The 21,604-nt window shown below is 70.3% G+C and carries 22 protein-coding genes and 1 pseudogene; 15 read left to right on the forward strand and 8 right to left on the reverse strand.

The features are described 5' to 3' along the window. The first annotated feature begins 119 nt into the window (after positions 1-119). The 9 genes from raiA to ptsP all read left to right on the forward strand — a co-directional run bounded on the left by raiA (position 120) and on the right by ptsP (position 6,320). Positions 120-446, forward strand: a complete 327-nt coding sequence (gene raiA / locus V1318_RS16425; protein ID WP_091631973.1) for a ribosome-associated translation inhibitor RaiA — start codon at positions 120-122, stop codon at positions 444-446. Positions 447-489: 43 nt separating this feature from the next. Beyond that, positions 490-963 (forward strand): PTS sugar transporter subunit IIA, encoded by a 474-nt coding sequence (locus V1318_RS16430; protein WP_332940806.1) that lies wholly within the window; start codon positions 490-492, stop codon positions 961-963. Next, entirely contained in the window at positions 960-1,910 is a 951-nt protein-coding gene (gene hprK, locus V1318_RS16435; RefSeq protein WP_332940807.1) for an HPr(Ser) kinase/phosphatase, read from the forward strand. The genes V1318_RS16430 and hprK overlap by 4 nt, the downstream gene beginning before the upstream one ends. Beyond that, positions 1,907-2,788 (forward strand): RNase adapter RapZ, encoded by an 882-nt coding sequence (rapZ, locus tag V1318_RS16440; RefSeq protein WP_332940809.1) that lies wholly within the window; start codon positions 1,907-1,909, stop codon positions 2,786-2,788. Before hprK ends, rapZ begins: the two co-directional genes overlap by 4 nt. 189 nt (positions 2,789-2,977) lie before the next feature. After that, a complete protein-coding gene (locus tag V1318_RS16445; protein ID WP_332940810.1) occupies positions 2,978-3,310 on the forward strand; it encodes an EF-hand domain-containing protein in 333 nt (110 codons plus the stop codon). Positions 3,311-3,377: 67 nt separating this feature from the next. Beyond that, complete coding sequence (locus tag V1318_RS16450) at positions 3,378-3,692, forward strand: hypothetical protein (RefSeq protein ID WP_332940811.1); 315 nt, start codon at positions 3,378-3,380, stop codon at positions 3,690-3,692. A 162-nt stretch (positions 3,693-3,854) separates the two neighbouring features. Next, complete coding sequence (locus V1318_RS16455; protein WP_332940813.1) at positions 3,855-4,247, forward strand: PTS fructose IIA subunit family protein; 393 nt, start codon at positions 3,855-3,857, stop codon at positions 4,245-4,247. A 61-nt stretch (positions 4,248-4,308) separates the two neighbouring features. Next, positions 4,309-4,578 (forward strand): HPr family phosphocarrier protein, encoded by a 270-nt coding sequence (locus V1318_RS16460; protein WP_332940814.1) that lies wholly within the window; start codon positions 4,309-4,311, stop codon positions 4,576-4,578. Between the two features lie 29 nt (positions 4,579-4,607). Beyond that, a complete protein-coding gene (ptsP, locus tag V1318_RS16465; RefSeq protein WP_332940815.1) occupies positions 4,608-6,320 on the forward strand; it encodes a phosphoenolpyruvate--protein phosphotransferase in 1,713 nt (570 codons plus the stop codon). A gap of 21 nt (positions 6,321-6,341) precedes the next feature. On the opposite strand, the gene V1318_RS16470 is transcribed toward ptsP, so the two are convergent. Then, positions 6,342-6,896 carry a DUF4189 domain-containing protein gene (locus V1318_RS16470; RefSeq protein ID WP_332940816.1) on the reverse strand — a complete coding sequence of 185 codons (555 nt, stop codon included), beginning with the start codon at positions 6,894-6,896 and terminating at the stop codon, positions 6,342-6,344. 303 nt (positions 6,897-7,199) lie between these two features. Here V1318_RS16470 and mgtE point away from each other — a divergent pair, with 303 nt between their 5' ends. Both mgtE and V1318_RS16480 read left to right on the forward strand, forming a co-directional pair. Further along, positions 7,200-8,561, forward strand: coding sequence for a magnesium transporter (gene mgtE / locus V1318_RS16475; RefSeq protein WP_332940817.1), 1,362 nt, complete (start codon positions 7,200-7,202; stop codon positions 8,559-8,561). Between the two features lie 210 nt (positions 8,562-8,771). After that, positions 8,772-9,578, forward strand: coding sequence for a prolyl oligopeptidase family serine peptidase (locus tag V1318_RS16480; protein WP_332940818.1), 807 nt, complete (start codon positions 8,772-8,774; stop codon positions 9,576-9,578). 199 nt (positions 9,579-9,777) lie between these two features. Here the strand turns inward: V1318_RS16480 and V1318_RS16485 are convergent. The 4 genes and pseudogenes from V1318_RS16485 to V1318_RS16500 all read right to left on the reverse strand — a co-directional run. Next, positions 9,778-9,987: pseudogene (locus V1318_RS16485) on the reverse strand (alkylphosphonate utilization protein); the annotation flags it as partial. Between the two features lie 53 nt (positions 9,988-10,040). Then, entirely contained in the window at positions 10,041-10,985 is a 945-nt protein-coding gene (locus tag V1318_RS16490) for an aspartate carbamoyltransferase catalytic subunit (protein ID WP_332940819.1), read from the reverse strand. Further along, entirely contained in the window at positions 10,982-11,476 is a 495-nt protein-coding gene (gene ruvX / locus V1318_RS16495; protein ID WP_332940821.1) for a Holliday junction resolvase RuvX, read from the reverse strand. The genes V1318_RS16490 and ruvX overlap by 4 nt, the downstream gene beginning before the upstream one ends. Further along, positions 11,473-12,039 carry a YqgE/AlgH family protein gene (locus V1318_RS16500; RefSeq protein ID WP_232907272.1) on the reverse strand — a complete coding sequence of 189 codons (567 nt, stop codon included), beginning with the start codon at positions 12,037-12,039 and terminating at the stop codon, positions 11,473-11,475. The genes ruvX and V1318_RS16500 overlap by 4 nt, the downstream gene beginning before the upstream one ends. Positions 12,040-12,201: 162 nt before the next feature. Here V1318_RS16500 and V1318_RS16505 point away from each other — a divergent pair, with 162 nt between their 5' ends. Then, positions 12,202-12,768: a DNA-3-methyladenine glycosylase I gene (locus tag V1318_RS16505; protein WP_332940823.1), complete on the forward strand. Its 567-nt coding sequence runs from the start codon at positions 12,202-12,204 to the stop codon at positions 12,766-12,768. Between the two features lie 32 nt (positions 12,769-12,800). Here the strand turns inward: V1318_RS16505 and V1318_RS16510 are convergent, their stop codons facing one another. From V1318_RS16510 to V1318_RS16520, 3 genes are all read right to left on the reverse strand, one after another. Continuing rightward, a complete protein-coding gene (locus tag V1318_RS16510) occupies positions 12,801-16,670 on the reverse strand; it encodes a hypothetical protein (RefSeq protein WP_332940825.1) in 3,870 nt (1,289 codons plus the stop codon). 242 nt (positions 16,671-16,912) lie between these two features. Further along, positions 16,913-18,043, reverse strand: coding sequence for a PilT/PilU family type 4a pilus ATPase (locus V1318_RS16515; RefSeq protein WP_091632010.1), 1,131 nt, complete (start codon positions 18,041-18,043; stop codon positions 16,913-16,915). Positions 18,044-18,176: 133 nt separating this feature from the next. Further along, on the reverse strand, positions 18,177-19,214 hold the full coding sequence (locus tag V1318_RS16520; protein WP_055903397.1) for a type IV pilus twitching motility protein PilT: 1,038 nt from the start codon (positions 19,212-19,214) through the stop codon (positions 18,177-18,179). A 231-nt stretch (positions 19,215-19,445) separates the two neighbouring features. Here V1318_RS16520 and V1318_RS16525 point away from each other — a divergent pair, with 231 nt between their 5' ends. Genes V1318_RS16525 through proC form a run of 3 tightly spaced genes read left to right on the forward strand, consistent with a single transcriptional unit; the run spans position 19,446 to position 21,583 of the window. Next, complete coding sequence (locus V1318_RS16525) at positions 19,446-20,096, forward strand: YggS family pyridoxal phosphate-dependent enzyme (protein ID WP_332940879.1); 651 nt, start codon at positions 19,446-19,448, stop codon at positions 20,094-20,096. Next, complete coding sequence (locus tag V1318_RS16530; protein WP_332940826.1) at positions 20,093-20,680, forward strand: hypothetical protein; 588 nt, start codon at positions 20,093-20,095, stop codon at positions 20,678-20,680. Before V1318_RS16525 ends, V1318_RS16530 begins: the two co-directional genes overlap by 4 nt. 57 nt (positions 20,681-20,737) lie before the next feature. Further along, positions 20,738-21,583, forward strand: coding sequence for a pyrroline-5-carboxylate reductase (gene proC / locus V1318_RS16535; RefSeq protein WP_332940827.1), 846 nt, complete (start codon positions 20,738-20,740; stop codon positions 21,581-21,583). The last annotated feature ends 21 nt before the right edge of the window (positions 21,584-21,604 follow it).

Below are 21,604 nucleotides of genomic sequence, written 5' to 3' on the forward strand. Positions count from 1 at the left end.
ACTCCAGCCGCCAGATTTCGTGTCGCTCACCCCTTGCGCCCTAGCCTCAGCGTGCGATGCTGGGCTCGTGGCTCCGGCTACGGAGCCGCATTCCCTGTGAACGTGTAAGGAGGCCTCCGATGCGTATCGAAACCCACAGCCAGCAGATCGAAGTCACCACTGCCCTGCGTGACTACGTCGAAACCAAGCTGGCGCGGCTGCAACGTCATTACGAACAGCCTTTCGACATTCGCACCCAACTCAGCCTCGACAAGCCCGACCATCGCGCCGAAGCGACCGTGAACCTCGCCGGCCGCACCCTCCACTGCGACGCCGCCGCCATCGACATGTACGCGGCCATCGATCTGCTCGCCGACAAGCTGGACCGCCTGCTGATGAAGCACAAGAGCAAGCTCGTCGATCATCACCGCGGAGAAAGTCTCGCCCGGAACGGCGAATTCGGCTGATCGTTCGGGGATAATGCGGCGCCTCCCGACGCTGTGTTGAACGATGCCGCTTCATGAACTGCTGAGCGCGCAACGGGTCGCGATCCTGGAGGAATCCAGCGATCGCGACGCCGTGCTGGACGCCGCCGCGCGTCTGCTGGCCGACGGCACGCCGTCGGCGATCCGCGCCATCGGCGACAGCCTGCGCGACCGCGAGCGCCTGGCCAGCACCGCCATCGGCCACGGCGTGGCCATCCCGCATGGCCGCAGCGCCCAGTTCGAGGACAGCCGCGGCGCCTTCCTGCGCCTCGAACAACCGGTAGACTTCGGCGCCGCCGACGGCGAAAAAGTCGACCTGGTGCTCGCCATGACCGTGCCCGAACATTACGTGCAACAGCATCTGCAGCTGCTGGCCGAACTGGCCGAGAGCTTCGGCGACCCCGACTTCCGCGCCGCCCTGCGGCGCGCGGCCGACGTCGACGAACTCGGCTGGCACCTGCTCGGCGGCCGCCCCCTGCGCAGCGGGGTGCGCGCATGACCACCAGCATCAGCGCCGGGGAACTGTTCGAACAGCAACGCGAACGCCTGGACCTGCGCTGGCTCGCCGGCCAGCGCGGCGACGACCGCGTGGTCGCGGCGGTGGAAACGGTGGCGCGGCGCCCGTCCCTGGCCGGCTATCTCAACGCCATCTATCCCAACAAGGTGCAGATCCTCGGCAGCGAGGAACTGGCCTGGCTGGATGCGCTGGACTCGCGCCTGCGCTGGGAAACCATCGAGAAGATCATCCAGTTCCGGCCGCTGGCGCTGGTGATCAGCAAGAACCAGGCCTGCCCCGAGGACCTGCGCCAGGCCGCCGAGGAAAGCGGCACCGCGCTGTGGGTCTCGCCACGGCGCGGCCACGAACTGCTCAACCATCTGCAGTACCATCTCGCGCGCACGCTGGCGCCGCGCATCACCATGCACGGCGTGTTCATGGAGATCTATTCGATCGGCGTGCTGATCACCGGCGAATCCGGCTCGGGCAAGAGCGAGCTGGCGCTGGAACTGGTGACCCGCGGCCATCGCCTGGTCGCCGACGACGCGCCCGAATTCACCCAGATCGCGCCCGACGTGCTCGACGGCACCTGCCCGGAAATGCTGCAGGACCTGCTGGAAGTGCGCGGCCTGGGCGTGCTCAACATCCGCCAGATGTTCGGCGACACCGCGGTCAAGAACAACAAATACCTGCGCCTGATCGTGCACCTGACCAAGCCCATGACCGAGCCCCTGCCCTCGGGCATCGAGCGCCTCACCGGCGACACCGGCCTGCGCCGCGTGCTGGATCTGGACGTGCCGATGATCACCCTGCCGGTGATGCCCGGCCGCAACCTCGCGGTGCTCACCGAGGCCGCGACGCGCCTGCACAGCCTGCGCATGAAGGGCCTGGATCCGGCCGCGGCCTTCATCGCGCGCCACAGCAATTTCCTCGAGCGCGGCGAATCATGAACCAGAGCGTGGAACCGGTCCTGATCATCGTCAGCGGCCTGTCCGGGTCGGGCAAGTCGGTGGCCCTGCATACCTTCGAGGACCTGGGCTACTACTGCGTCGACAACCTGCCGGCCGAACTGCTGCCCGAGTTCGTGCGCAGCGTGGTCCAGGCCGACGACGGCGCGCCGGCCAAGCTGGCCGTCAGCATCGACGTGCGCAACCGCCACAGCGACCTGGCCAACATCCCCGGCTGGCTGTCGACGGTGGGCGCGCTGGGCGTGGACCCCAAGCTGGTGTTCTTCGACGCGCGCGACGAGGTCCTGCTCAAGCGTTACGCCGATACCCGCCGCCGCCATCCGCTCAGCCAGCTCGGCCTGGCCCTGGCCGACGCGATCGAGCTCGAGCACCAGGTGTTGCGCCCGCTGCGCCAGATCGCCGACGCGGTGGTCGACACCAGCGACCTCAACGTGCACCAGCTGCGCCGCTACGTGATCACCGAATTCGGCATGGGCGGCGAGGCCGGCATGTCGCTGCTGTTCGAATCCTTCGCCTACCGCCGCGGCGTGCCCGCCGACGCCGACTTCGTCTTCGACGCGCGCGCGCTGCCCAATCCGCACTGGGACCCGAGCCTGCGCCCGCTGTCGGGGCGCGACGCCGGCGTGCGCGACTACCTCGAAGCGCAGCCCTACGTGCAGCAGTTCGTGAGCCAGATCGGCGAATTCCTCGACACCTGGTTGCCGCGCCTGCAGGCCGACAGCACGCGCAGCTACGCCACCGTCGCCTTCGGCTGCACCGGCGGCCGCCATCGCTCGGTCTATCTGGCCGAACGCCTGGCCGAACACGCACGCGAACGCGGTTGGAACGAAGTCGCCGTGCATCATCGCGAGTTGGACTGAGCGCGGCAGCGCCGAGCGGGCGTCGTCCTCGCCCCCTGCGCTCGGACCGCCGGCCCGCGCGCTGAATCGCGACCGGGTTCGCGCGTCTTACGAAACTTTTGCGCATTCGTATCGCCGTTCTACATCGGCGCACGTACGGTGGCTGCGCGCTGCTGGCAGCGCACTCCGTCCCCATCCGGAGCATCGACGATGATCTCTTCCGTACGCAATCCGCGCGCGATCCTGCTCGCCCTGTCCGCCGCGCTGGCGATGCCGCTGGCGTTCGCGCAATCCGCTCCACCGCCGCAGGAGCCGCCGCCGTCGACCAGCGGCGACGCCTCGCAGGCGGCGCCGTCCAGCGGCATCACCCCCGCCTTCGCCGAGTTCGATGTCGACAGCAACGGCAAGATCAGCCAGGCCGAAGCCGCGATCGACAGCCAACTCAGCCGCAACTTCGCCACCCTCGACAAGAATCGCGACGGCGCGCTCAGCGAAGCCGAATACCACGCCGCGCACGCCAAGCAGGACAGCAAACGCAAGTAAGCCCGCGTCGCGAACGCGTCGCCGCGGCGGCCGCGCACGCGAACCGCCCGCACACAAGGAGCCCGTCATGACCCCCACCGCCCATAGCAAGCTGATCCTCGCCCTGAGCGCCGTGTTGAGCGGCGTCGCGCTGACCGCCTGCAACAAGCCCGAACCGCCGGCCGGCGAGATGCCGCCTCCGGCCAGCGAGACAGCGCCCGCGGACACCGCGGCGCCGCCGCCGGCCGAAGCCACGCCGCCGCCCAGCGACACCGGCACGCCGCCGCCGGCGGGCGACACCGGCACCCCGCCTCCGGTCGAGGGCACGTCCACCCAGACCCCGCCCGATCAGCCCAAGCCCGATCAACCCAAGTCCGACCCGCCGGCGCAGCCGGCGCAGTGACGGCGGCGGCGCCCCGCGCCGCCGCTCTCCCCTCGTTCTCCCCTCGCATGGGCGGCCTCCGGGCCGCCCATGCCGCGAGCGTCGCCGACCGCGCTCGCAATTTCGCATACACGGCGCTTCCGGCGCTTCCGGGCCGTCACCGCGGTCTGCTAAGTTGGCCGCATGAGCGTCGGCATCCTACTCATCACCCACGAAGGCATCGGCAACGCACTGGTCGCGGTCGCGAGCCGGTTGATGCGGCCGTTGCCGCTGAAGCTGGAAGCGCTGGAAGTGCCGTTCGATGCCGACCACGACCTGCTGCTGCCGATGGCCAGCGCCGCCCTGCGCCGCGTCGACGGCGGCCAGGGCGTGCTGGTGCTGACCGATCTGTACGGCGCCTCGCCCAGCAATCTCGCCGCCCGCGTCGCCCGCCTGGGCACGCCGGTGCGCCGCGTGTCGGCGCTGAGCCTGCCGATGCTGATGCGGGTGCTGAACTATTCCGACCTCGACCTGGACGAGCTCCCCGCGGTGGCCGCGGCCGGAGCGCGCAACGGCGTGATCATCGACGAGGCCTGATGTCCGAGCCCAGACCGCAACGCGACAACGCAACACCGAGACGGATTTTGAGGAACCCGCAATGATCGAACGCGAACTGACCGTCTCCAACCGACTGGGCCTGCATGCCCGCGCCACCGCCAAGCTGGTGCAGGTGCTGTCCGGCTTCCGCAGCAGCGCCACCCTCACCGCCAAGGGCCGCGAGGTCAACGCCAAGAGCATCATGGGCGTGATGCTGCTGGCCGCCGGCCAGGGCACCAACGTCAAGCTGCGCGTGGAAGGCGAGGACGAAACCTCCGCGGTCGATGCGGTGATCGCGCTGTTCGATCGCCGCTTCGACGAAGACAGCTGATCGGTGCGCGCTAACGTGAGGCAGGCTAGATGAGGCAAGCGTTCTTCGGACATGGCGCATCCCGGGGCAGTGCGCTGGGCCGTGCCCGGGTCCGCCTGCCGCACGCGCTGGAAGTCGCCGAGGAGCGGATCTCGCCGGCCCAGGTCGAGGCCGAGCTGGCGCGCCTGCGCGCCGCCATCGAGACCGTGCGCGGGGAGATGCACGCCCTGCGCGACCGCCTGCACGGCGCCCTCGCGCACGAGGTCGGCGAGTTCCTCGACCTGCACACCCTGCTGCTGGACGACCCCGAACTGCTGCATGGCCTGGACGAGCTGATCCGCACCGGCCGCTATGCCGCCGACTACGCCCTGCGCCTGCAGCGCGACCGCATCGCCTCGGTGTTCGAGGCCATGGACGACGCCTACTTCCGCAGCCGCGTCGACGACATCGACCAGGTCATCGGCCGCATCCACGCCGCGCTGCACCGCCGCGCCGGCGAGATGCAGGGCGTGGCCGGCGAGATCCTGATCACCGACAACGTCGCACCGGCCGAACTGGCGCAGTTGCAGGCCCAGGGCGTGCTGGCGATCGTGACCGCCGCCGGCAGCGCGCTCTCGCACAGCGCCATCCTCGCCCGCAGCCTGCACCTGCCGCTGGTGGTCGGCGCTTCCCAGGCCCTGCTCAAGATCAACGACGGCGACGCGCTGACCGTGGACGGCAGCAGCGGCACGGTGATCCTGGAACCCAACGCCGACGACCTGCGCGCGCACCGCAGCCGGGTGCGCGAACACGCGCGCGAGCGCAAGCAGCTGCACCGTCTGCGCCGCGAGCCCACGCGCACCCTCGACGGCGTCGACATCAAGCTCTACGCCAACGCCGAATCGCGCGAGGACGTGGCCGAGGCGCATGCCCTGGGCGCGGCCGGGGTCGGCCTGTACCGCACCGAATTCCTGTTCCTGCAGCGCAGCGAACTGCCGACCGAGGAAGAGCAGTTCCGCGCCTACCGCGACGTCGTGCTCGGCATGACCGGCCGGTCGGTCACCATCCGCACCCTCGACCTGGGCGCCGACAAGGCCGACCGCACCGGCCTGGCCCTGCGCGACGAACCCAATCCGGCCCTGGGCCTGCGCGGCGTGCGCCTGTCGCTGGCGCGCGACGGCCTGCTGGAAACCCAGTTGCGCGCGCTGCTGCGCGCCTCCGGCTACGGCCCGCTGCGCGTGCTGGTGCCGATGGTGAGCTCGCGCGAGGAGATCCGGCGGGTGAAGCGCATGCTCGACCAGGTCGCCCTGGACCTGCGCCGCGAAGGCCACGAGATCGCCGAGCACGTGCCGCTGGGCGCGATGATCGAGGTGCCGGCGGCCGCGATCGCCCTGCCCAGCTTCATCGGCGCGATCGACTTCCTCTCGATCGGCACCAACGATCTGATCCAGTACCTGCTGGCCGCCGACCGCAACAACGAAGCCCTGGGCGAGCTCTACACGCCGCTGCACCCGGCCGTGCTGCGCCTGATCCGCGACGTGATCCGCCTGGCGCGCGCGCGCGGCAAGTCGGTGGCGGTGTGCGGCGAAATGGCCGGCGACCCGGCCTTCGCGCCGCTGCTGCTGGCGCTGGGGCTGGAGGAGTTCAGCCTGCACCCGGCGACCCTGCTGGAACTGCGGCGCGCGATCCGCGGCCTGGACCTGGCCGCGCTGCGCGCGCGCGCGCCGGCGCTGCTGCGCGCGCGCGACCGCAAGGCGATCGAGGCCTGGCTGCGCGCGGACTGAACGGCGCCGGCGACGGTCCGGCTACTTCCAGCCGTCGAAGTAGAAACTGCTGCTCACGCAGTTGCTGTTGAGCTTCTGGCACATCTGCGCGCCCTTGCCGCAGCGCGCGAGCGCGCTCGCCAGCGCCTGCTCCTCGCTGCGGCCCTTGTCGGCGTACAGGTTGGCGTTGCCGTCCGGGCCCATGCCCACCGCGATCGCCGCGCACTCGGCGCGATAGACCAACAACAGCTGGCAATCGGCGCCGCCGTTGGCGCGGCAGGCCTCGATCGCGCCCTGCTCGGCTTCGCGGCGCTCGCTGATGCCGTTGTCCTGCCCGGCCATGCCCAGGCTGCGCTTGACCGGGTCGTGGGCGATCGCGGCCCAGGCCTTGTATTCGCGCCTGACCGCCTGCGGCGTGCCGTCCGGCGCCGCATCGGCGGGCTTGGCGTTGCCGTTGATGCCGTAACCGGGAATCGGAATGCATAACTGGCCGGAGGAATTACCGCCCGGATACAGCCCGTCCGGACAGCCCTGCTCGGCGCGCGCGTCGCCGATCGCGGCCAACAGGCCCAGCAGGGCCCACGTTTTGATGTTCATGCATTCCCCCGATGCCTAGTCGCCGCCCCGCCCCGCTGCAGGGCGCCGCACGCGCATTGTGGCCAACGTGCGCAGCCGTACCCGATGCGGGACCGGACTGTCCCGCGAATTTGCGGCGAGCCGGTCCCCTCGCCCGCGCTGGCATCGCGTGCACGGCGCGCGAACGCGCATCCACGCGCGCCCCGCACGCGCGCGCAGCGCCGATTTCGCTGGGCTTTGGCGGCCCCGCGGGCGATAATGCCCGCATGAACGCTTAACCCAGTCGCCGCCCTCGTGGCCGCGACGCGCCAACGGAAGTACCGCATGGCCGAAGCCGTCCGCCACGACAAGACCGCACGTCAGCTGCGACTGCTTTCCGACGCGCTCGACAGCGGTCGTCTGGGGCCGGTGCGGCGCCTGGTCAACACCCTCTCGCCCGCCGAGATCGGCAACCTGCTCGAATCGCTGCCGCCGGGCAAGCGCGTCGTGGTCTGGGGCCTGGTCGATCCCGAGGACGACGGCGAGGTGCTGGTCCACGTCGGCGACGAGGTGCGCGAAAGCCTGCTCGCGGACATGGACACCGACGAGATCGTGGCCGCGGTCGAAGACCTCGACATCGACGACCTCGCCGATCTGGTCGAGGACCTGCCCGACACCGTCATCGACGAAGTCCTCAAGTCGATGGACCGCGAGAACCGCGAGCGCCTGGAGCAGGTGCTGTCCTACCCCGAGGACACCGCCGGCCGCCTGATGAACCCGGACGTGGTGACGGTGCGCGCCGACACCACCATCGACGTGGTGCTGCGCTACCTGCGCCTGCGCGGCGAACTGCCCGAGCACACCGACCACCTGTACGTGGTCAGCCGTCGCCACCAGTACCTGGGCCGGATCGCCCTGGCCGCCCTGCTCACCCACGAACCCGGCACCGCGATCAACAAGCTGATCGACGACGAGCAGCCGGCGATCGACGTCGGCGAGACCGCGGCCGAAGTCGCGCGCCAGTTCTCCGACCACGACTGGATCAGCGCCCCGGTCGTGGACGACAACAACATCCTGCTCGGCCGCATCACCATCGACGACGTGGTCGACATCATCCGCGACCAGGCCGAACACCAGGCCTTGAGCGCGGCCGGCCTGGACGAGGACGAGGACCTGTTCAGCCCGGTCCGGCGCGCGTTCCGGCGCCGCCTGATCTGGCTCAGCGTGAACCTGTGCACCGCCTTCCTGGCCGCCAGCGTGGTCGGCCAGTTCGAGGACAGCATCGCCAAGCTGGTCGCGCTGGCCGCGCTGATGCCGATCGTCGCCGGCATGGGCGGCAACGCCGGCACCCAGGTGCTGGCGCTGATGATCCGCGGCCTAGCCCTGGGCCAGATCGGCGCGTCCAACGTCGGCGTGCTGCTGCGCAAGGAGCTGTCGGTCGCGTTGATCAACGGCCTGGTGCTCGGCATCGGCCTGGGCCTGATCGTGCTGCTGTGGTTCCGCCAGCCCGGCCTGTCGCTGGTGATCGGCACCGCGCTCACGATCAACCTGCTCACCGCCGCGGCCGGCGGCGTGCTGGTGCCGATCACGCTCAAGCGCCTGGGCTTCGACCCGGCCCTGGCCGGCGGCGTGATCCTGACCACCCTTACCGATGTGATGGGCTTCCTGAGCTTCCTCGGCCTGGCCACCTTGATTCTGCTGCGCTGAGCGCGCCGCGCCGGCGCCGCCGCAAGGGCGCTGTCGTATTGCGCGCTTTGCCGACCCAAGAAACGGATCCGCGTTCGCCTGCAGGGAACCCACGAACGTGAACGACGACTTTTCCCAATGTGGCGGTCGCGGCAATTCGCACAGGCGCGCATGGACAGCGCGGAAATCGCACGGAATGATGCGATCAACAAGGATGCCGTGGACCGCACGATGCTGCGACCCGTTACCGTTCGCCTGTGGGCGATCCTGCTGCCGTTGGCCCTGATGATCGCGGCCTCCTGCACGCACACGCCCGCGGCCCGCGAACACGGGGCCTTCGTCGCGCGCACGCTGGAACTCGACGGCAGGACCTACCGTTACCAGGTGTTCGTGCCCGCGCGCGCGGCCGGCGGCCGGCATCCGCCGGTGCTGCTGTTCCTGCACGGCTCGGGCGAACGCGGCGACGACAACGAGCGCCAGCTCGCGGTCGGTCTGGCGCCGCATATCCGTCGCGCCCAGGACGAGTTCCCGGCGATCGTGGTGTTCCCGCAATCGCCCGCGCAGGCCTCGTGGACCGACGGCACCGCGCGCATGGCCCTGGCGGCCCTGGACGCGGCGCTGCGCGAATTCGACGGCGATCCGGACCGGGTCGCGCTGACCGGCCTGTCGCGCGGCGGCTACGGCGTCTACGAGCTGGCCCTGATGCAGCCCGACCGCTTCGCCGCGCTGGTGCCGATCTGCGGCGGCGTGACCGCGCCCGGCGCGATCGCCGACCTGTACGTGCACGGCGTGGCCACCGACGACGATCCGTTCGCGATCGCGGCCCAGCGCCTGCATCGCCTGCCGGCCTGGCTCTTCCACGGCGATCGCGACGAGTCGGTGCCGGTGGAGCAGTCGCGGCGCATGGCCCAGGCGCTCAAGCAGGCCGGCGGCGAAGTGCGCTACACCGAATTCGCCGGCACCGGGCACAACGCCTGGGACCCGGCCTATGCGAGCGACGCGCTGTGGTCCTGGCTGTGGCAGCAACGTCGCCGCTGAGGCGGTCGGTCGAGAGCGACTGCAAAGCAACTGCCCCCTCAATCCCCCTTTTTCAAAGGGGGACGAAGAGCAGGGCTGCCTGTTCCCAGCGCACGCTTGCCTTCTTTGGGATGAGGAAGAAAGCTGGGCAAAGCGCATCGCGCTCCGCTTGTCTTCCCCTTTGAAAAAGGGGGATTGAGGGGGATTCGCCCTACCCGCCTCAAGCCTTCTTCAGGAACTCGGTGCGCAGCACCAGCCCCTTGACCTTCTCGACGTTGCACTCGATCAGCTCTTCGTCGTCGGTGAGGCGTATGTTCTTGCACAGGGTGCCGCGCTTGAGCGTCACCGAGGTGCCCTTGACCTTCAGGTCCTTGATCACCAGCACCGAATCGCCGTCGGCGAGCGGGGTACCGTTGCTGTCTTTCACGATCATGCGTTGTGTTCCTTATGCCGGCGCCAGGGCGCTGCGGCGATTGGTGGGATTCAGCCCTTGAGCAGGGCTTCGAGTACGGCCATGCGTGCGGCCACGCCGTTGGCGACCTGGGTGAGGATCAGCGACTGCGGGCCGTCGGCGACTTCGTCGGTGATCTCGACGCCGCGATTGATCGGGCCCGGATGCATCACCACCGCGTCCGGCGCGGCGCGCTTGAGGCGCGCGGCGGTGAGGCCGTAGGCGCGGTGGTAGTCGTCCAGCGACGCCACCAGGCCCTCTTCCATGCGCTCGCGCTGCAGGCGCAGCATCATCACCGCGTCCACGCCCTCGAGCGCGGCATCCAGCTCGTGCGAGACCGTGCAGCCCTGCAAGGTGGCATCGTCGGGCAGCAAGGCGGCCGGGCCGCAGACCCGGATCTCGCCGGCGCCCAGCGCGCGTAGGGCGTGCAGGTCCGAGCGCGCGACGCGCGAATGGCGCAGGTCGCCGACGATCAGCACGCGCAGGCCGGAGAAGTCGGTGCCCTTGGCCTGGCGCAGGCTCAGCATGTCGAGCAGGCCCTGGGTCGGGTGCGCGCTGCGGCCGTCGCCGGCGTTGACCAGGCTGGTGCCCGGATTGACGTGCTCGGCCAACGCCGCGACCGCGCCGTCCTCGTGGTGACGGATCACGAAGCCGCGCACGCCCATCGCTTCCAGGTTCTTGAGCGTGTCCAGGGCGGTCTCGCCCTTGCGCGTGGACGAGGTCGAGGCGTCGAAGTTGATCGTGTGCGCGCCCAGGCGCTGGGCCGCGAGCTGGAAGCTCATGCGGGTGCGCGTGGACGGCTCGAAGAACAGCGTGCACACCGCCAGCCCGTCCAGCGCGCGGCGGTCGTAATGCCCCTCGGCGAAGGCCTGGGCGCGGATCAGCAGCGCGCTCATGGCCTCGCGCGACATTCCGTCCAGGGTCAACAGATGGCGCGGCGCGGCGGCCGGCGTCGTATGCGGAAGCGTCGAGTTCATGCGGCGGGCAGTTGGTTCAGGTCGATGGCGTCGTCGGGGGCGGCCAGGTAGCGCTCGACGATCACCGCCGCGGCGACCGCGTCCAGCGCCTCGGCGTCGCGCCGGCGCTTGCGGCCCTCGGCGCGGTCGGCGGCGAAACGCTGCGCGGCCTCGATCGAACTCAAGCGCTCGTCCACCAGCACCACCGGCAGTTTGTAGCGTGCGTGCAGCTCGCGCGCGAAGGCGTGCGCGCGCACTCGGGCGGGTTGGTCGCCGCCGTCCAGGGTCATCGGGTCGCCGACGATCAGGCCGTCGGGACGCCATTCGTTGCGCAGGCGGTCGATCGCGTTCCAGTCCGGGCCATGGCCGTGCACGTCGACCACCGCCAGCGCGCGTCCGCCGTGGCCGAAGGCGCTGCCGACGGCCACGCCGATCCGGCGCGCGCCGACATCGAAGCCCAGCACGGTGCCGTCGCGGCGGATCGGCGTGCGCTGGTCGGCGTCGGCGTTCATGCGTGCCCGGCGTAATCGGCCAAATGCGCGAAATCGACGCCGATGCGGCCCGCGGCGGCGTGCCAGCGCGCGTCCAGCGGCAGATCGAACAGCAGCTCGGCGTCGGCCGGCGCGGTCAGCCAGTCGTTCTCGGTCAGTTCGTGCTCGAGCTGGCCCGAACCCCAGCCGGCGCAGCCCAGGGCGACGATGGCGTTGTCCGGGCCTTCGCCGCGCGCCATCGCCTCGAGGATGTCGCGCGAGGTGGTCAGGAACAGGGCGTCGGCGATGGCCAGGGTGGAATCCCATTGCATGCCGCCGTCGTGCAGCACGAAGCCGCGCTCCGGATGGACCGGACCGCCGGCCAGCACGATCTGCGAGCGCAGGCTGTCGTCGCCGCCGTCCACGCCCATCTGGCCGAAGACCTCGCCCAGGGTGTACTCGGAGGGACGGTTGACCACGATCCCCATGGCGCCGTCGTCGTCGTGCTGGCAGATCAGGGCGACGCTGCGCGAAAAGTTGGTATCCGACAGCGCGGGCAGCGCGATCAGGAGCTGACTGGCCAGGGGGGTGGGCATCACGGACATGGGCGCCATTCTAACGTGCGTGCCGCGCTCGCGGGTCGCGGCCGATCCGTCGTAGCATGGGGTTTGCCCCTTCGCCCGGACCCCCGCCATGCCCTGGCCGACCCTCCGTTTCCCGGTGCCGGCCCCGGCCGCCGTCGGTCGCCGCCGCGGACCCGGCTGAGCATGTCCGGTTACTGCGACTACGCCCCCGGCCATCCGCTGCACGGCCCCTACCACGACCGCGAATACGGCTACCCGCAACGCGCCGAGGCCGAGCTGTTCGAGCGCCTGATCCTGGAGATCAACCAGGCCGGCCTGAGCTGGGAAACCATCCTGCGCAAGCGCGAGGGCTTCCGCCTGGCCTACGACGGTTTCGACGTCGACACCGTGGCCGCCTACGGCGAGCGCGAACGCGCGCGCCTGCTCGCCGACGCCGGCATCATCCGCAACCGGCTCAAGGTCGACGCGGCGATCCACAACGCCCAGGTCGTGCAGAGCCTGCGCGCCAGCCACGGCGGATTCGCGCAATGGCTGGATGCGCACCTGCTGCTGGAAGGGCGCGCGCGCGACAAGGCCGCCTGGGTCAAGCTGTTCAAGAAGACCTTCCGCTTCACCGGCGGCGAGATCACCAACGAGTTCCTGATGAGCCTGGGCTACCTGCCCGGCGGCCACCGCGAGACCTGCCCGGTGTACGCCAGGCTGGCCAAGCTGCGGCCGCCGCCGCCGTGGATGCGGGCGGCGAAAGCCTGAGCGACACCTCGCATCGCCGCAGCGCCCTCGCGCTAGCGTGAGGGCGCTGCGATCGTGGGATCCGGCAATGCAGCCACCATCGCATCCGAGCCTGCAGCAGACGCCGAAGGCGCGACGGCCGCCGATGATGTCGGCGCCAACGGCCGCGCGTTCGGCAGCCACAGTTCGATCACGCGGTCCTCGGGCTTGAACGCGCCGGGCAGCCGGCGCAGTTCGATCTGCGGCGCCGATACGTACCAGGCGGTCAGCTGCGGGGCCAGCCAATCCTTGATCGCTTCGGCGCACTGGCCGTCGTCGTCGATGCGGTGCACCACCAGGGTCGGCTGCGCATAGGCCTTGGGCGCATCGGCGTTGCGCGCGCGCGCCGAGCGCACCACGTTCTCGATGCCGGGCATGGTCGCGGCGGGCTGCAGCGTCTTCCACGGCAGGGCCGCCGCGCGCGCGCGCGTGGCCTCGTCGTAGACCTGCACATAGATCACCTGCTGCCGGCACAGCCGCTGCACGCGCTGGCCCGGCGATTCCGGCCGCGCTTGCATGGGCGCCGACACCGTGAGCTGCTTGTGCGCCTGCCGTTCCGCCATGACGACGCCCTGCGGCGCGGCCGCACCCGGAACTTCGCCGCCATAGGCGGTCGCGTCCTCGGTCGGCACGGCCGACGCGGACTCGGCCGGCGCGGCCAGCGCCAGCGCCGCGGCCTGGTCGCTGCGCTCCCAGTAGGGATCGCGCGTGGGCGGATCGCAGACCGCCTCGCACAATTTGCGATGCGCGCTCTGCACTGAGGGACAGGCCTGTGCCAGCGCCTTCGACACCGGCTGCCCGCAACTGGCCTGGACCCGGGCGACCAGGCGACCGCCATCGCTGAGGGTGCCACGTTCGCGCCTTACTTGCCGGTACAGGCCATCGAGCAGCGCCTGCGCGTCTTCGTCGATATCGACCGCCTCCGCGCCCGCGGGGGCCGGCTCGCCCTTGCGCGCCCACAGCGGCAGCTTGGCGCGCAGTTCGTCCAGGCGCTTCTTGGTTTCGACGCGGTCCTGCGCGCGCTGCGCGGCGAGCTTGTCGTAGAACTGCCAGGCCGGCAGCGCCAGGGTCGCGATCAGGCCCGCGCCCAGGCCCGCGCTGAGCGCCGCGGCCTTGGTCTCCGGGCGCCAGAACGGCTTGCTGCCGTCCTGCGCCTGCGGCGCGATCGGGCGCAGCCGACGCAGCGAGGGCAAAGCGTCCTGCGGCGCCACCGGCGCGGCCCAGCCCGGCAATTGTTCCAGCCACCCGGGGCGCAGGGCGCGGCCGAAATCCTCGCCGAGGCGGTGGTAGCTTTCCCACTGCGCCTCGTCGAAGAACTGGTCCGAGGTCGGCTGCTGCGGAAACTGCGGGTTGCGACGCGCGTAGGCGAGCACGTCGCTGTCGAGGGCGAAGTGCAAGTTCGGCTTCACCACCAGCAAGGTGCCCTGTTTGCAACGGCCCTGCGCGTCGGGGCGGTAACGGATCCGCGCCAGCATCACCCCGCGCGCGGTGTAGGCGTCGCGCAGCTTCTCCGGCGGCAGCACGCAGATGTGCTCGTCCTGCATCAGCGGCAGGTGGCAGGCGCTGTCTTCGGTGTAGAACTCGATCTCGGCGCCGAAGTCGATGCGCGCCTTGCGGATCAGGTTCTCCAGGTCGGCGAACTCGTAGGTCGGGTCGGCGCCGCAATCGGCCAGGACGATGAAGTCGAGCTGGCGCCGCAGCAGCGGATGCACGCCGGTGTTGTCGAAATGACCGCCGTCGGACAGATACCAGGCGCGCGCGCTTTCGCCGTCGAAGGAGGCGGTGGCCTCGGCGATCAGGCGTCCGAACTTGGAGTTGCGATAACGCCGCCACAGCGCCAGGCCCAGCTTCTGCGCGACGGTGGCGCCGGCCGGCCCGACGCCCGCCATCGGCCGCTCCAGCTGCGCGGCCGAGCGGCCGGTGTCGAACCAGTAGCCCAGGCGCGCGCCGACCAGGAACAGCAGCATCGCCCAGCCCGCGGTGGTGTTGGAGCCCGCGCCCGGCGAGGCGGCGGCGCCCGAGATCGCGATCCAGCGCCCCAGCTTGTCCAGCCGTTGGCTCTCCACCGCCGCGCGGTCGCCGTCGCGGCCGACTTCCAGGCCGAAGGGGCTGGCCACCAGCGGCGCGCCCTTGCGGTCGGCGTTGTAGAGCTTGCTGCTGGCGCCGCGGGTCTGGTTGAGACAGACGTTGATCAGATGCACCGGGCCGCCGCGTTCGTGCGGGCGGTAGTCGCTCAGGGCCACGTCGTCCGCGCGCACGGTCGCGACCACGTTGGAGAATTCTTCCGGACTGACCTCGCGCGCGCCCAGCACGGCCTTGCCGGGGAAACGGATCAGGTTGCCCACCGCCAGGTAGGTGCGGGTCAGGCGCGAGCGATAGAAGCCGTGCAGGGAAGTGGCGTTGACGGTCTCGGTGTGCATGCCCGTGCCGAGGAACCAGATCAACAAACCCAGCAGCAGCCACAGCAGGCGCAGCAGGGTCGGCTGCTGCAGCGTCCACTGCAGCCATTGCCAGCGCGGCAGCAGCGCCGACAGGTCCCAGGCCGGCAGCGCCAGGCGCTCGCACAGGCCGCTCAGGATCAGGTGCGGATCGGTGTCGTGGCGGCCGAACACCCACCACTGCACCACCGTCACCCACAGCACCAGCAGCACCAGCGCGGCGCCCAGGCCCAGCACGTTGATCAGCAGCGGCATCAGGCCCGGGCGCGGGCCCTCCTCGGTCGAGAGCAGGCGTTGGATCGGCTCGCCGAACGCGCGCACCGCCACCACCAACAGACCGCCCAGGCCCAGGCCGCCGTACACCCAGAGCGCACCGGACTCCAGGTTCTGCAACAGCTTCCAGCTCAGCAGGTCGACCGCGCCCAGGGCGATCAGGAGCAATGCGATCAGATTGATCTTGCGCAGGTGCGCGGTCAGCAGATCGCGCTCGCGGGTGTTGAAGGTGTCGCGGTCGTCGCTGGCGCCGCGCACCCGCGTCCACAGCCACAGGCCGTAGCCGGAGACGCTGGCCAGTACCAACACGGCCACGAACTTGGCCGAATAGCCCGGCAGCGGCGGTCCGGAGTCGGACAGGCGCGAGGCCAGCACCACCGTGACCGCGCCGGCGACCAGAATCATGGCGATGTCCCAGCGCGAATGGCGCGGCGGCGCGGTCAACGCGGCCATGTCCTTGGGCGCGATATCGCGCAGCGCCCAGTAGGCCATCAGATTGCCGGGCGCCAGCAGCAGCCAGCTCAGCGCCGCCAGCGGCCACCAGGCGCTGCGCCAGCCGCTCCAGTCCTGCGGCGCCAGCAGCGAGGTCACGCTCTGCAGCAGATGCGGCAGCACCACCACCGCGCCGATCGCGATCGCCAGCAGCGCGAACTCCAGGTGCACGGCCAGGCCGGCGCGCAGGTAAGTGGCGATGGCGATGCCGTAATCGCGCGCGCCGCGCGGCGCCAGGTAGCGGCCGTAACGGCGCAGCCAGGCCAGCAGCAGGGTGTCGCCGCGACTGAGCAGGCGTTGCGCGTCGGCGATCCCCAGCGCGGCGATCAAACGCCCCAGCGCCGCGCCCGCGTAACCGCCGCCGGACACCGTCGACAGATAGTCCAAGCGCGGCAGCAGGCCGTTCTGGGCCAGGCCTCGGATCAGGCCGAGACAGAAGGTCGCGCTGCGCACGCCACCGCCGGACAGGGCCAGGCCCACGCTGCTGACGGCCGCGCCCTCGCCGGCCGCGATGCCGGCCTCGCGGCGGCGCGCCTGCAGCGCGGCGCGTTCGGCCGCGTCGATGGTCGCGTCGTCGGCATCGCCGTGCGCGGGCGGCGCGACGTCGGCCGCATGCGCGCCGGCCGGCGCCCGCACGGGTTCCGGACCGGTCGTGGCGGGTCCCTGCTCGGTCTTGGCCATGCGACATGCTCCGTGTCGTCAGCTGCATCCCTGCTAGCGGCTAACGATACACACGGGCGCGGCAGGACACGGCGCCGGCCGTCGGGCGGGCCGGCGCGTCCGGCGATGGCGACGACAGCTGCCGTGCGCGGCCGGCCCGAGCCATGCGAGACGGCGCGGCGCCTGGCGCATCCGGATCGCCCAAACGGCAAGAAGCCCGGACCAGCCGGGCTTCTCGTGCCTGCGACGAACTTGCGAGGCGCTCAGCGCACTTCCGCGACCTCGACGCCGTCCAGGCCCTGGGCCAGGGTGCGGGCGTCGCCGCCCTGGGCGAGCTTGATGCGCAGGCGCACTTCGTTTTGCGAGTCGGCGTAACGCAGGGCGTCCTCGTAGCTGATCTCGCCGGCCTGGTAGAGCTCGAACAGGGCCTGGTCGAAGGTCTTCATGCCCAGCTGCGTGGACTCCTTCATCACTTCCTTGAGCTTGTGGATCTCGCCGTCGCGGATGTAGTCCTGGACCAGCGGCGTGCCCAGCAGGATTTCCATCGCGACGCGGCGCGCCTTGCCGTCCGGGGTCGGGATCAGCTGCTGCGCGACCACGCCCTTGAGGTTCAGCGACAGGTCCATCAGCAACTGGCCGCGGCGATCCTCGGGGAAGAAGTTGATGATGCGGTCCATCGCCTGGTTGGCGTTGTTGGCGTGCAGGGTGCACAGCACCAGGTGGCCGGTTTCGGCGAAGGCGATGGCGTGGTCCATGCCCTCGCGGGTGCGCACCTCGCCGATCATGATCACGTCCGGCGCCTGGCGCAGGGTGTTCTTCAGCGCGGCGTCCCAGCTGTCGGTGTCGATGCCGACCTCGCGCTGGGTGATGATGCAGCCCTCGTGCTTGTGCACGAATTCGATCGGGTCCTCGATGGTGATGATGTGACCGCTGGAATTCATGTTGCGGTAGCCGATCATCGCCGCCAGCGAGGTCGACTTACCGGTGCCGGTCGCGCCGACGAAGATGATGATGCCGCGCTTGGTCATCGCCAGCGTCTTGATGATCGGCGGCAGATTGAGCTCTTCGACGGTCGGGATCTTGGTCTCGATGCGGCGCAGGACCATGCCGACCTGGTTGCGCTGATAGAAGCAGCTCACGCGGAAGCGGCCGACGCCGGTCACGCCGATGGCGAAGTTGCACTCGTGGGTCTTCTCGAACTCCTCGCGCTGCTGAGGGTTCATGACGTTGAGCACGAGGTCGCGGCTCTGCTGCGGCGTCAGCGGGTTCTGGGTGATCGGCGAGATCTTGCCGTGGACCTTCATCGACGGCGGCATGCCGGCGGTGATGAACAGGTCAGACGCCTTCTGGTGCGCCATCAGCTTGAGGAACGAGGTGAAGTCGATGGTGCTCATGGGATGCTCCTACGGAGCCGGGATCGGGGGTGGGAGATTCGGGATTCGCGAACCCCGGCCCCGCGCCGCAACTCCGGCCTGAACTGAATACTGCTTTTAACCAATCCCGAATCCCGAATCTCGAATCCCGGTCTCAATCGAACAGGCGCTTGTCCTTGGCGTACTCGCGGGCCTGCGGGCGCAGGATCATGCCGCGCTTCACCAGGTCCTGCAGGTGCTGGTCGAGGGTCATCATGCCGTGGTTCTGGCCGGTCTGGATCGCCGAGTACATCTGCGCGACCTTGTCCTCGCGGATCAGGTTACGCACCGCCGGGATGCCGACCATGATCTCCCAGGCCGCGGTACGACCGCCGCCGACCTTCTTCAGCAGCGCCTGCGAGATCACCGCGCGCAGCGACTCGGACAGCATCGAGCGCACCATCGGCTTTTCGCCGGCCGGGAACACGTCGATGATGCGGTCGACCGTCTTGGCCGCGGAGGAGGTGTGCAGGGTGCCGAACACCAAGTGGCCGGTCTCGGCCGCGGTCAGCGCCAGGCGAATGGTTTCCAGATCTCGCAACTCGCCGACCAGGATGTAGTCGGGGTCTTCGCGCAGCGCCGAACGCAGGGCCTCGTTGAAGCCGTGGGTGTCGCGGTGGACTTCGCGCTGGTTGATCAGGCACTTCTGCGAGGTGTGCACGAATTCGATCGGGTCTTCGACCGACAGGATGTGCGCGTACTCGTTCTTGTTGATGTGGTCGATCATCGCCGCCAGCGTGGTCGACTTGCCCGAACCGGTCGGCCCGGTGACCAGGATCAGGCCCTGCGGCTGTTCGATCAGTTCCTTGAAGATGCGCGGGCAGCCCAGGTCTTCGAGCGACAGCACTTCCGAGGGAATGGTACGGAACACCGCGCCGGCGCCGCGGTTCTGGTTGAACGCGTTGACGCGGAAGCGGGCCAGGCCGGGGATCTCGAACGAGAAGTCGACCTCGAGGAATTCTTCGTAATCGCGGCGCTGCTTGTCCGACATGATGTCGTACACCAGCGAGTGGACCTGCTTGTGGTCCAGCGCCGGAATATTGATGCGCCGCACGTCGCCGTCGACGCGGATCATCGGCGGCAGGCCGGCCGACAGATGCAAGTCGGATGCCTTGTTCTTGACCGAAAACGCCAACAGTTCGGCGATATCCATGCGTGCTCCCCCGCACTGCAACAGAACTTCAGATGGAAACTTCAAACCACACGTGGCGAAGCTACAGCGAAAACGCCCAAACGCAAACGAGCGACAATGGTGGCCAGCCGCAAGTGGCGGGAAGCGTCCCCTGCGAGGCAGTATAGCCCCGTACCCGCATTGCCGAACCAGCCCTCTTTCACAGGATTTCCCATCGTGCGCGCGCACGCCCTGCTCGGCATCTTGCACCAGTTGGATAACGCCGCGCGCCTTGCGCAGCGGCCAGTACCGCAGTTGCTCGCGGTCAGCAAGACCCAGGATGCGACCGCCGTCGCGGAACTGGCGGCGGCCGGGCAACGCGCCTTCGGCGAGAACTATGTTCAGGAAGCCGCGGCCAAAACCGCGGCCCTGGCCGAACTGGGACTGGAGTGGCATTTGATCGGCCACCTGCAATCGAACAAGGCCGAGCAGGCCGCGCAGTTATTCGACTGGGTGCAGACCGTGGACCGGCCCAAGCTGGTCGCGGCCCTGGCCCGCCACCGCGATCCGGCGCGCGCGCCGCTGCAGGTGCTGATCCAGGTCAACATCGACGACGAGGCCAGCAAGCACGGCTGCCGGCCCGAGGACGCGCCGGCGCTGGCCGCGGCGATCGCCGCCGAACCGCGCCTGCGCCTGCGCGGGCTGATGGTGATCCCGGCCCCGCACCCGCAGCCCGAGCTGCGCCGGCCCGCCTTCCGCCGCAGCCAGGCCCTGTTCGCGTCGCTGCGCGCGGACCACCCCGGCATCGACACCCTGTCGATGGGCATGAGCGACGACTACGCCATCGCGATCGAGGAAGGCGCCACCATGGTCCGCATCGGCACCGCCCTGTTCGGCGCGCGTCCGCCGAAGGCCTCCGCATGAGCGCCGCGCCGCACCCGCAAGACCGCATCGTCTTTCCCGGCAACCCTTGGCCGGAAGGCCACGCCATCGCCGAGTTCGAGTGGAGCGCGCGGGTCGAAGGCGAGGACCTGTGGTTCGACCTGCACCTGGTCAGCGCCGCCTACTACGCCGAGCGCGAGATCGAGGAAGACGAAGAGGACGCGGCCCCGGCCTGGACCGCGCCCGGCGTATGGGGCAACTACCACCGCTGCACCCTGTCCTCGACCTATTGGGGCGGCGGTCACGGCGGCGGCCTCCGGGTCGGTCCGCTGGCGCAGTTTTCGCTGGCGGCGCTGGACGGCGCCGAGTTCGCGGTCGAAGCTTTCGACGGCGACGGCGAACTGCCCGATTCCGACGAGGAGCCGGCCTTCGGGCTCTATCTGCTCGGCCACGACAGCGCCGTCGATCACCGCATCCGCTTCGTCCGCCGTGGCGACAGCGACCGCTACGACCTGCTGTGGTCGGGCCGGATCGCCTTGAGCTACGTCGGCGACTACGTGCCGCGCCATCGCTTCGAGGCGCGCCTGCACGATCGGCCCTGTCCGCCGCTGCCGGGCGCACCCTAACGCGGGAGCGCGGCCGCCTGGGTATGCTGGCGCTCCCAGCCGCACGCCGCCGTCGCCATGCCCGCATCCGATACCGCCCTGTCCCCGCTCAGCCCGGTCGCCTTCATCGGCGGCGGCAACATGGCGCGCAGCCTGATCGGCGGCCTGGTCGCGCGCGGCGGCGACGCCGACGCGGTCCGGGTAGCCGAACCGGTGGATCTGCTGCGCGAGGCCCTGCAGCGCGATTTCGGCGTGCGCAGCTACGCCAATGCGGCCGAGGCCGCCACCGGCGCCAGCGTGTGGCTGTTGGCGGTGAAGCCGCAGGTGATGCGCAGCGTGTGCTCGGCGCTGGCGCCGCTGGCGCAGGCCCAGCACCCGCTGGTGATCTCGATCGCCGCCGGCATCACCGCGCGCCAGCTGGACCTGTGGCTGGGCGGCGGCCAGGCGGTGGTGCGGGCGATGCCGAACACGCCCGCCCTGCTCGGCGCCGGCATCACCGGCCTGTACGCCAACGCCGCCACCGCGCAGCCGCAGCGCGAACGCGCCGCGGCGCTGCTGGAGGCGGTCGGCGCCACCGTGTGGATCGACCAGGAAGCGCAGATGGACGCGGTCACCGCGGTTTCCGGCAGCGGCCCGGCCTATGTGTTCCTGCTGGCCGAGGCCATGCAGGCCGCGGGCGAGGCCCAGGGCCTGGCGCCCGCGGCCGCGCGCGCCCTGGTCAACCAGACCCTGCTGGGCGCGGCGACCATGCTGAGCCGCTCCGACGAGTCCGCCGAGGTGTTGCGCGCGCGGGTGACCTCGCCCGGCGGCACCACCCAGGCCGCGATCGAAACCTTCGAGACCGGCGGCTTGCGTCCGCTGGTGGCGGCCGCGATCGCCGCCGCCACCGAACGCGGCCGCGAGCTCTCGGCCGCCAACGACTGACCCTTCCGACCGGAACCGCCG

The sequence above is a fragment of the Lysobacter sp. CCNWLW3 genome (genome assembly GCF_036697405.1).
Taxonomy (GTDB): Bacteria; Pseudomonadota; Gammaproteobacteria; order Xanthomonadales; family Xanthomonadaceae; genus Lysobacter.

Bases quoted from the DNA above. Each gene is read 5' to 3' on its own strand.
- V1318_RS16470 (WP_332940816.1), bottom strand. From the start codon at position 6,896: ATGAACATCAAAACGTGGGCCCTGCTGGGCCTGTTGGCCGCGATCGGC.
- V1318_RS16530 (WP_332940826.1), top strand. From the start codon at position 20,093: ATGAGCGCCGCGCCGCACCCGCAAGACCGCATCGTCTTTCCCGGCAAC.
- V1318_RS16460 (WP_332940814.1), top strand. From the start codon at position 4,309: ATGATCGAACGCGAACTGACCGTCTCCAACCGACTGGGCCTGCATGCC.
- proC (WP_332940827.1), top strand. From the start codon at position 20,738: ATGCCCGCATCCGATACCGCCCTGTCCCCGCTCAGCCCGGTCGCCTTC.
- V1318_RS16455 (WP_332940813.1), top strand. From the start codon at position 3,855: ATGAGCGTCGGCATCCTACTCATCACCCACGAAGGCATCGGCAACGCA.
- rapZ (WP_332940809.1), top strand. From the start codon at position 1,907: ATGAACCAGAGCGTGGAACCGGTCCTGATCATCGTCAGCGGCCTGTCC.
- hprK (WP_332940807.1), top strand. From the start codon at position 960: ATGACCACCAGCATCAGCGCCGGGGAACTGTTCGAACAGCAACGCGAA.
- mgtE (WP_332940817.1), top strand. From the start codon at position 7,200: ATGGCCGAAGCCGTCCGCCACGACAAGACCGCACGTCAGCTGCGACTG.
- V1318_RS16515 (WP_091632010.1), bottom strand. From the start codon at position 18,043: ATGAGCACCATCGACTTCACCTCGTTCCTCAAGCTGATGGCGCACCAG.
- ruvX (WP_332940821.1), bottom strand. From the start codon at position 11,476: ATGAACGCCGACGCCGACCAGCGCACGCCGATCCGCCGCGACGGCACC.
- V1318_RS16490 (WP_332940819.1), bottom strand. From the start codon at position 10,985: ATGAACTCGACGCTTCCGCATACGACGCCGGCCGCCGCGCCGCGCCAT.
- V1318_RS16520 (WP_055903397.1), bottom strand. From the start codon at position 19,214: ATGGATATCGCCGAACTGTTGGCGTTTTCGGTCAAGAACAAGGCATCC.
- V1318_RS16430 (WP_332940806.1), top strand. From the start codon at position 490: ATGCCGCTTCATGAACTGCTGAGCGCGCAACGGGTCGCGATCCTGGAG.
- V1318_RS16450 (WP_332940811.1), top strand. From the start codon at position 3,378: ATGACCCCCACCGCCCATAGCAAGCTGATCCTCGCCCTGAGCGCCGTG.
- raiA (WP_091631973.1), top strand. From the start codon at position 120: ATGCGTATCGAAACCCACAGCCAGCAGATCGAAGTCACCACTGCCCTG.
- V1318_RS16510 (WP_332940825.1), bottom strand. From the start codon at position 16,670: ATGGCCAAGACCGAGCAGGGACCCGCCACGACCGGTCCGGAACCCGTG.
- V1318_RS16445 (WP_332940810.1), top strand. From the start codon at position 2,978: ATGATCTCTTCCGTACGCAATCCGCGCGCGATCCTGCTCGCCCTGTCC.
- V1318_RS16505 (WP_332940823.1), top strand. From the start codon at position 12,202: ATGTCCGGTTACTGCGACTACGCCCCCGGCCATCCGCTGCACGGCCCC.
- ptsP (WP_332940815.1), top strand. From the start codon at position 4,608: ATGAGGCAAGCGTTCTTCGGACATGGCGCATCCCGGGGCAGTGCGCTG.
- V1318_RS16480 (WP_332940818.1), top strand. From the start codon at position 8,772: ATGCTGCGACCCGTTACCGTTCGCCTGTGGGCGATCCTGCTGCCGTTG.
- V1318_RS16500 (WP_232907272.1), bottom strand. From the start codon at position 12,039: ATGTCCGTGATGCCCACCCCCCTGGCCAGTCAGCTCCTGATCGCGCTG.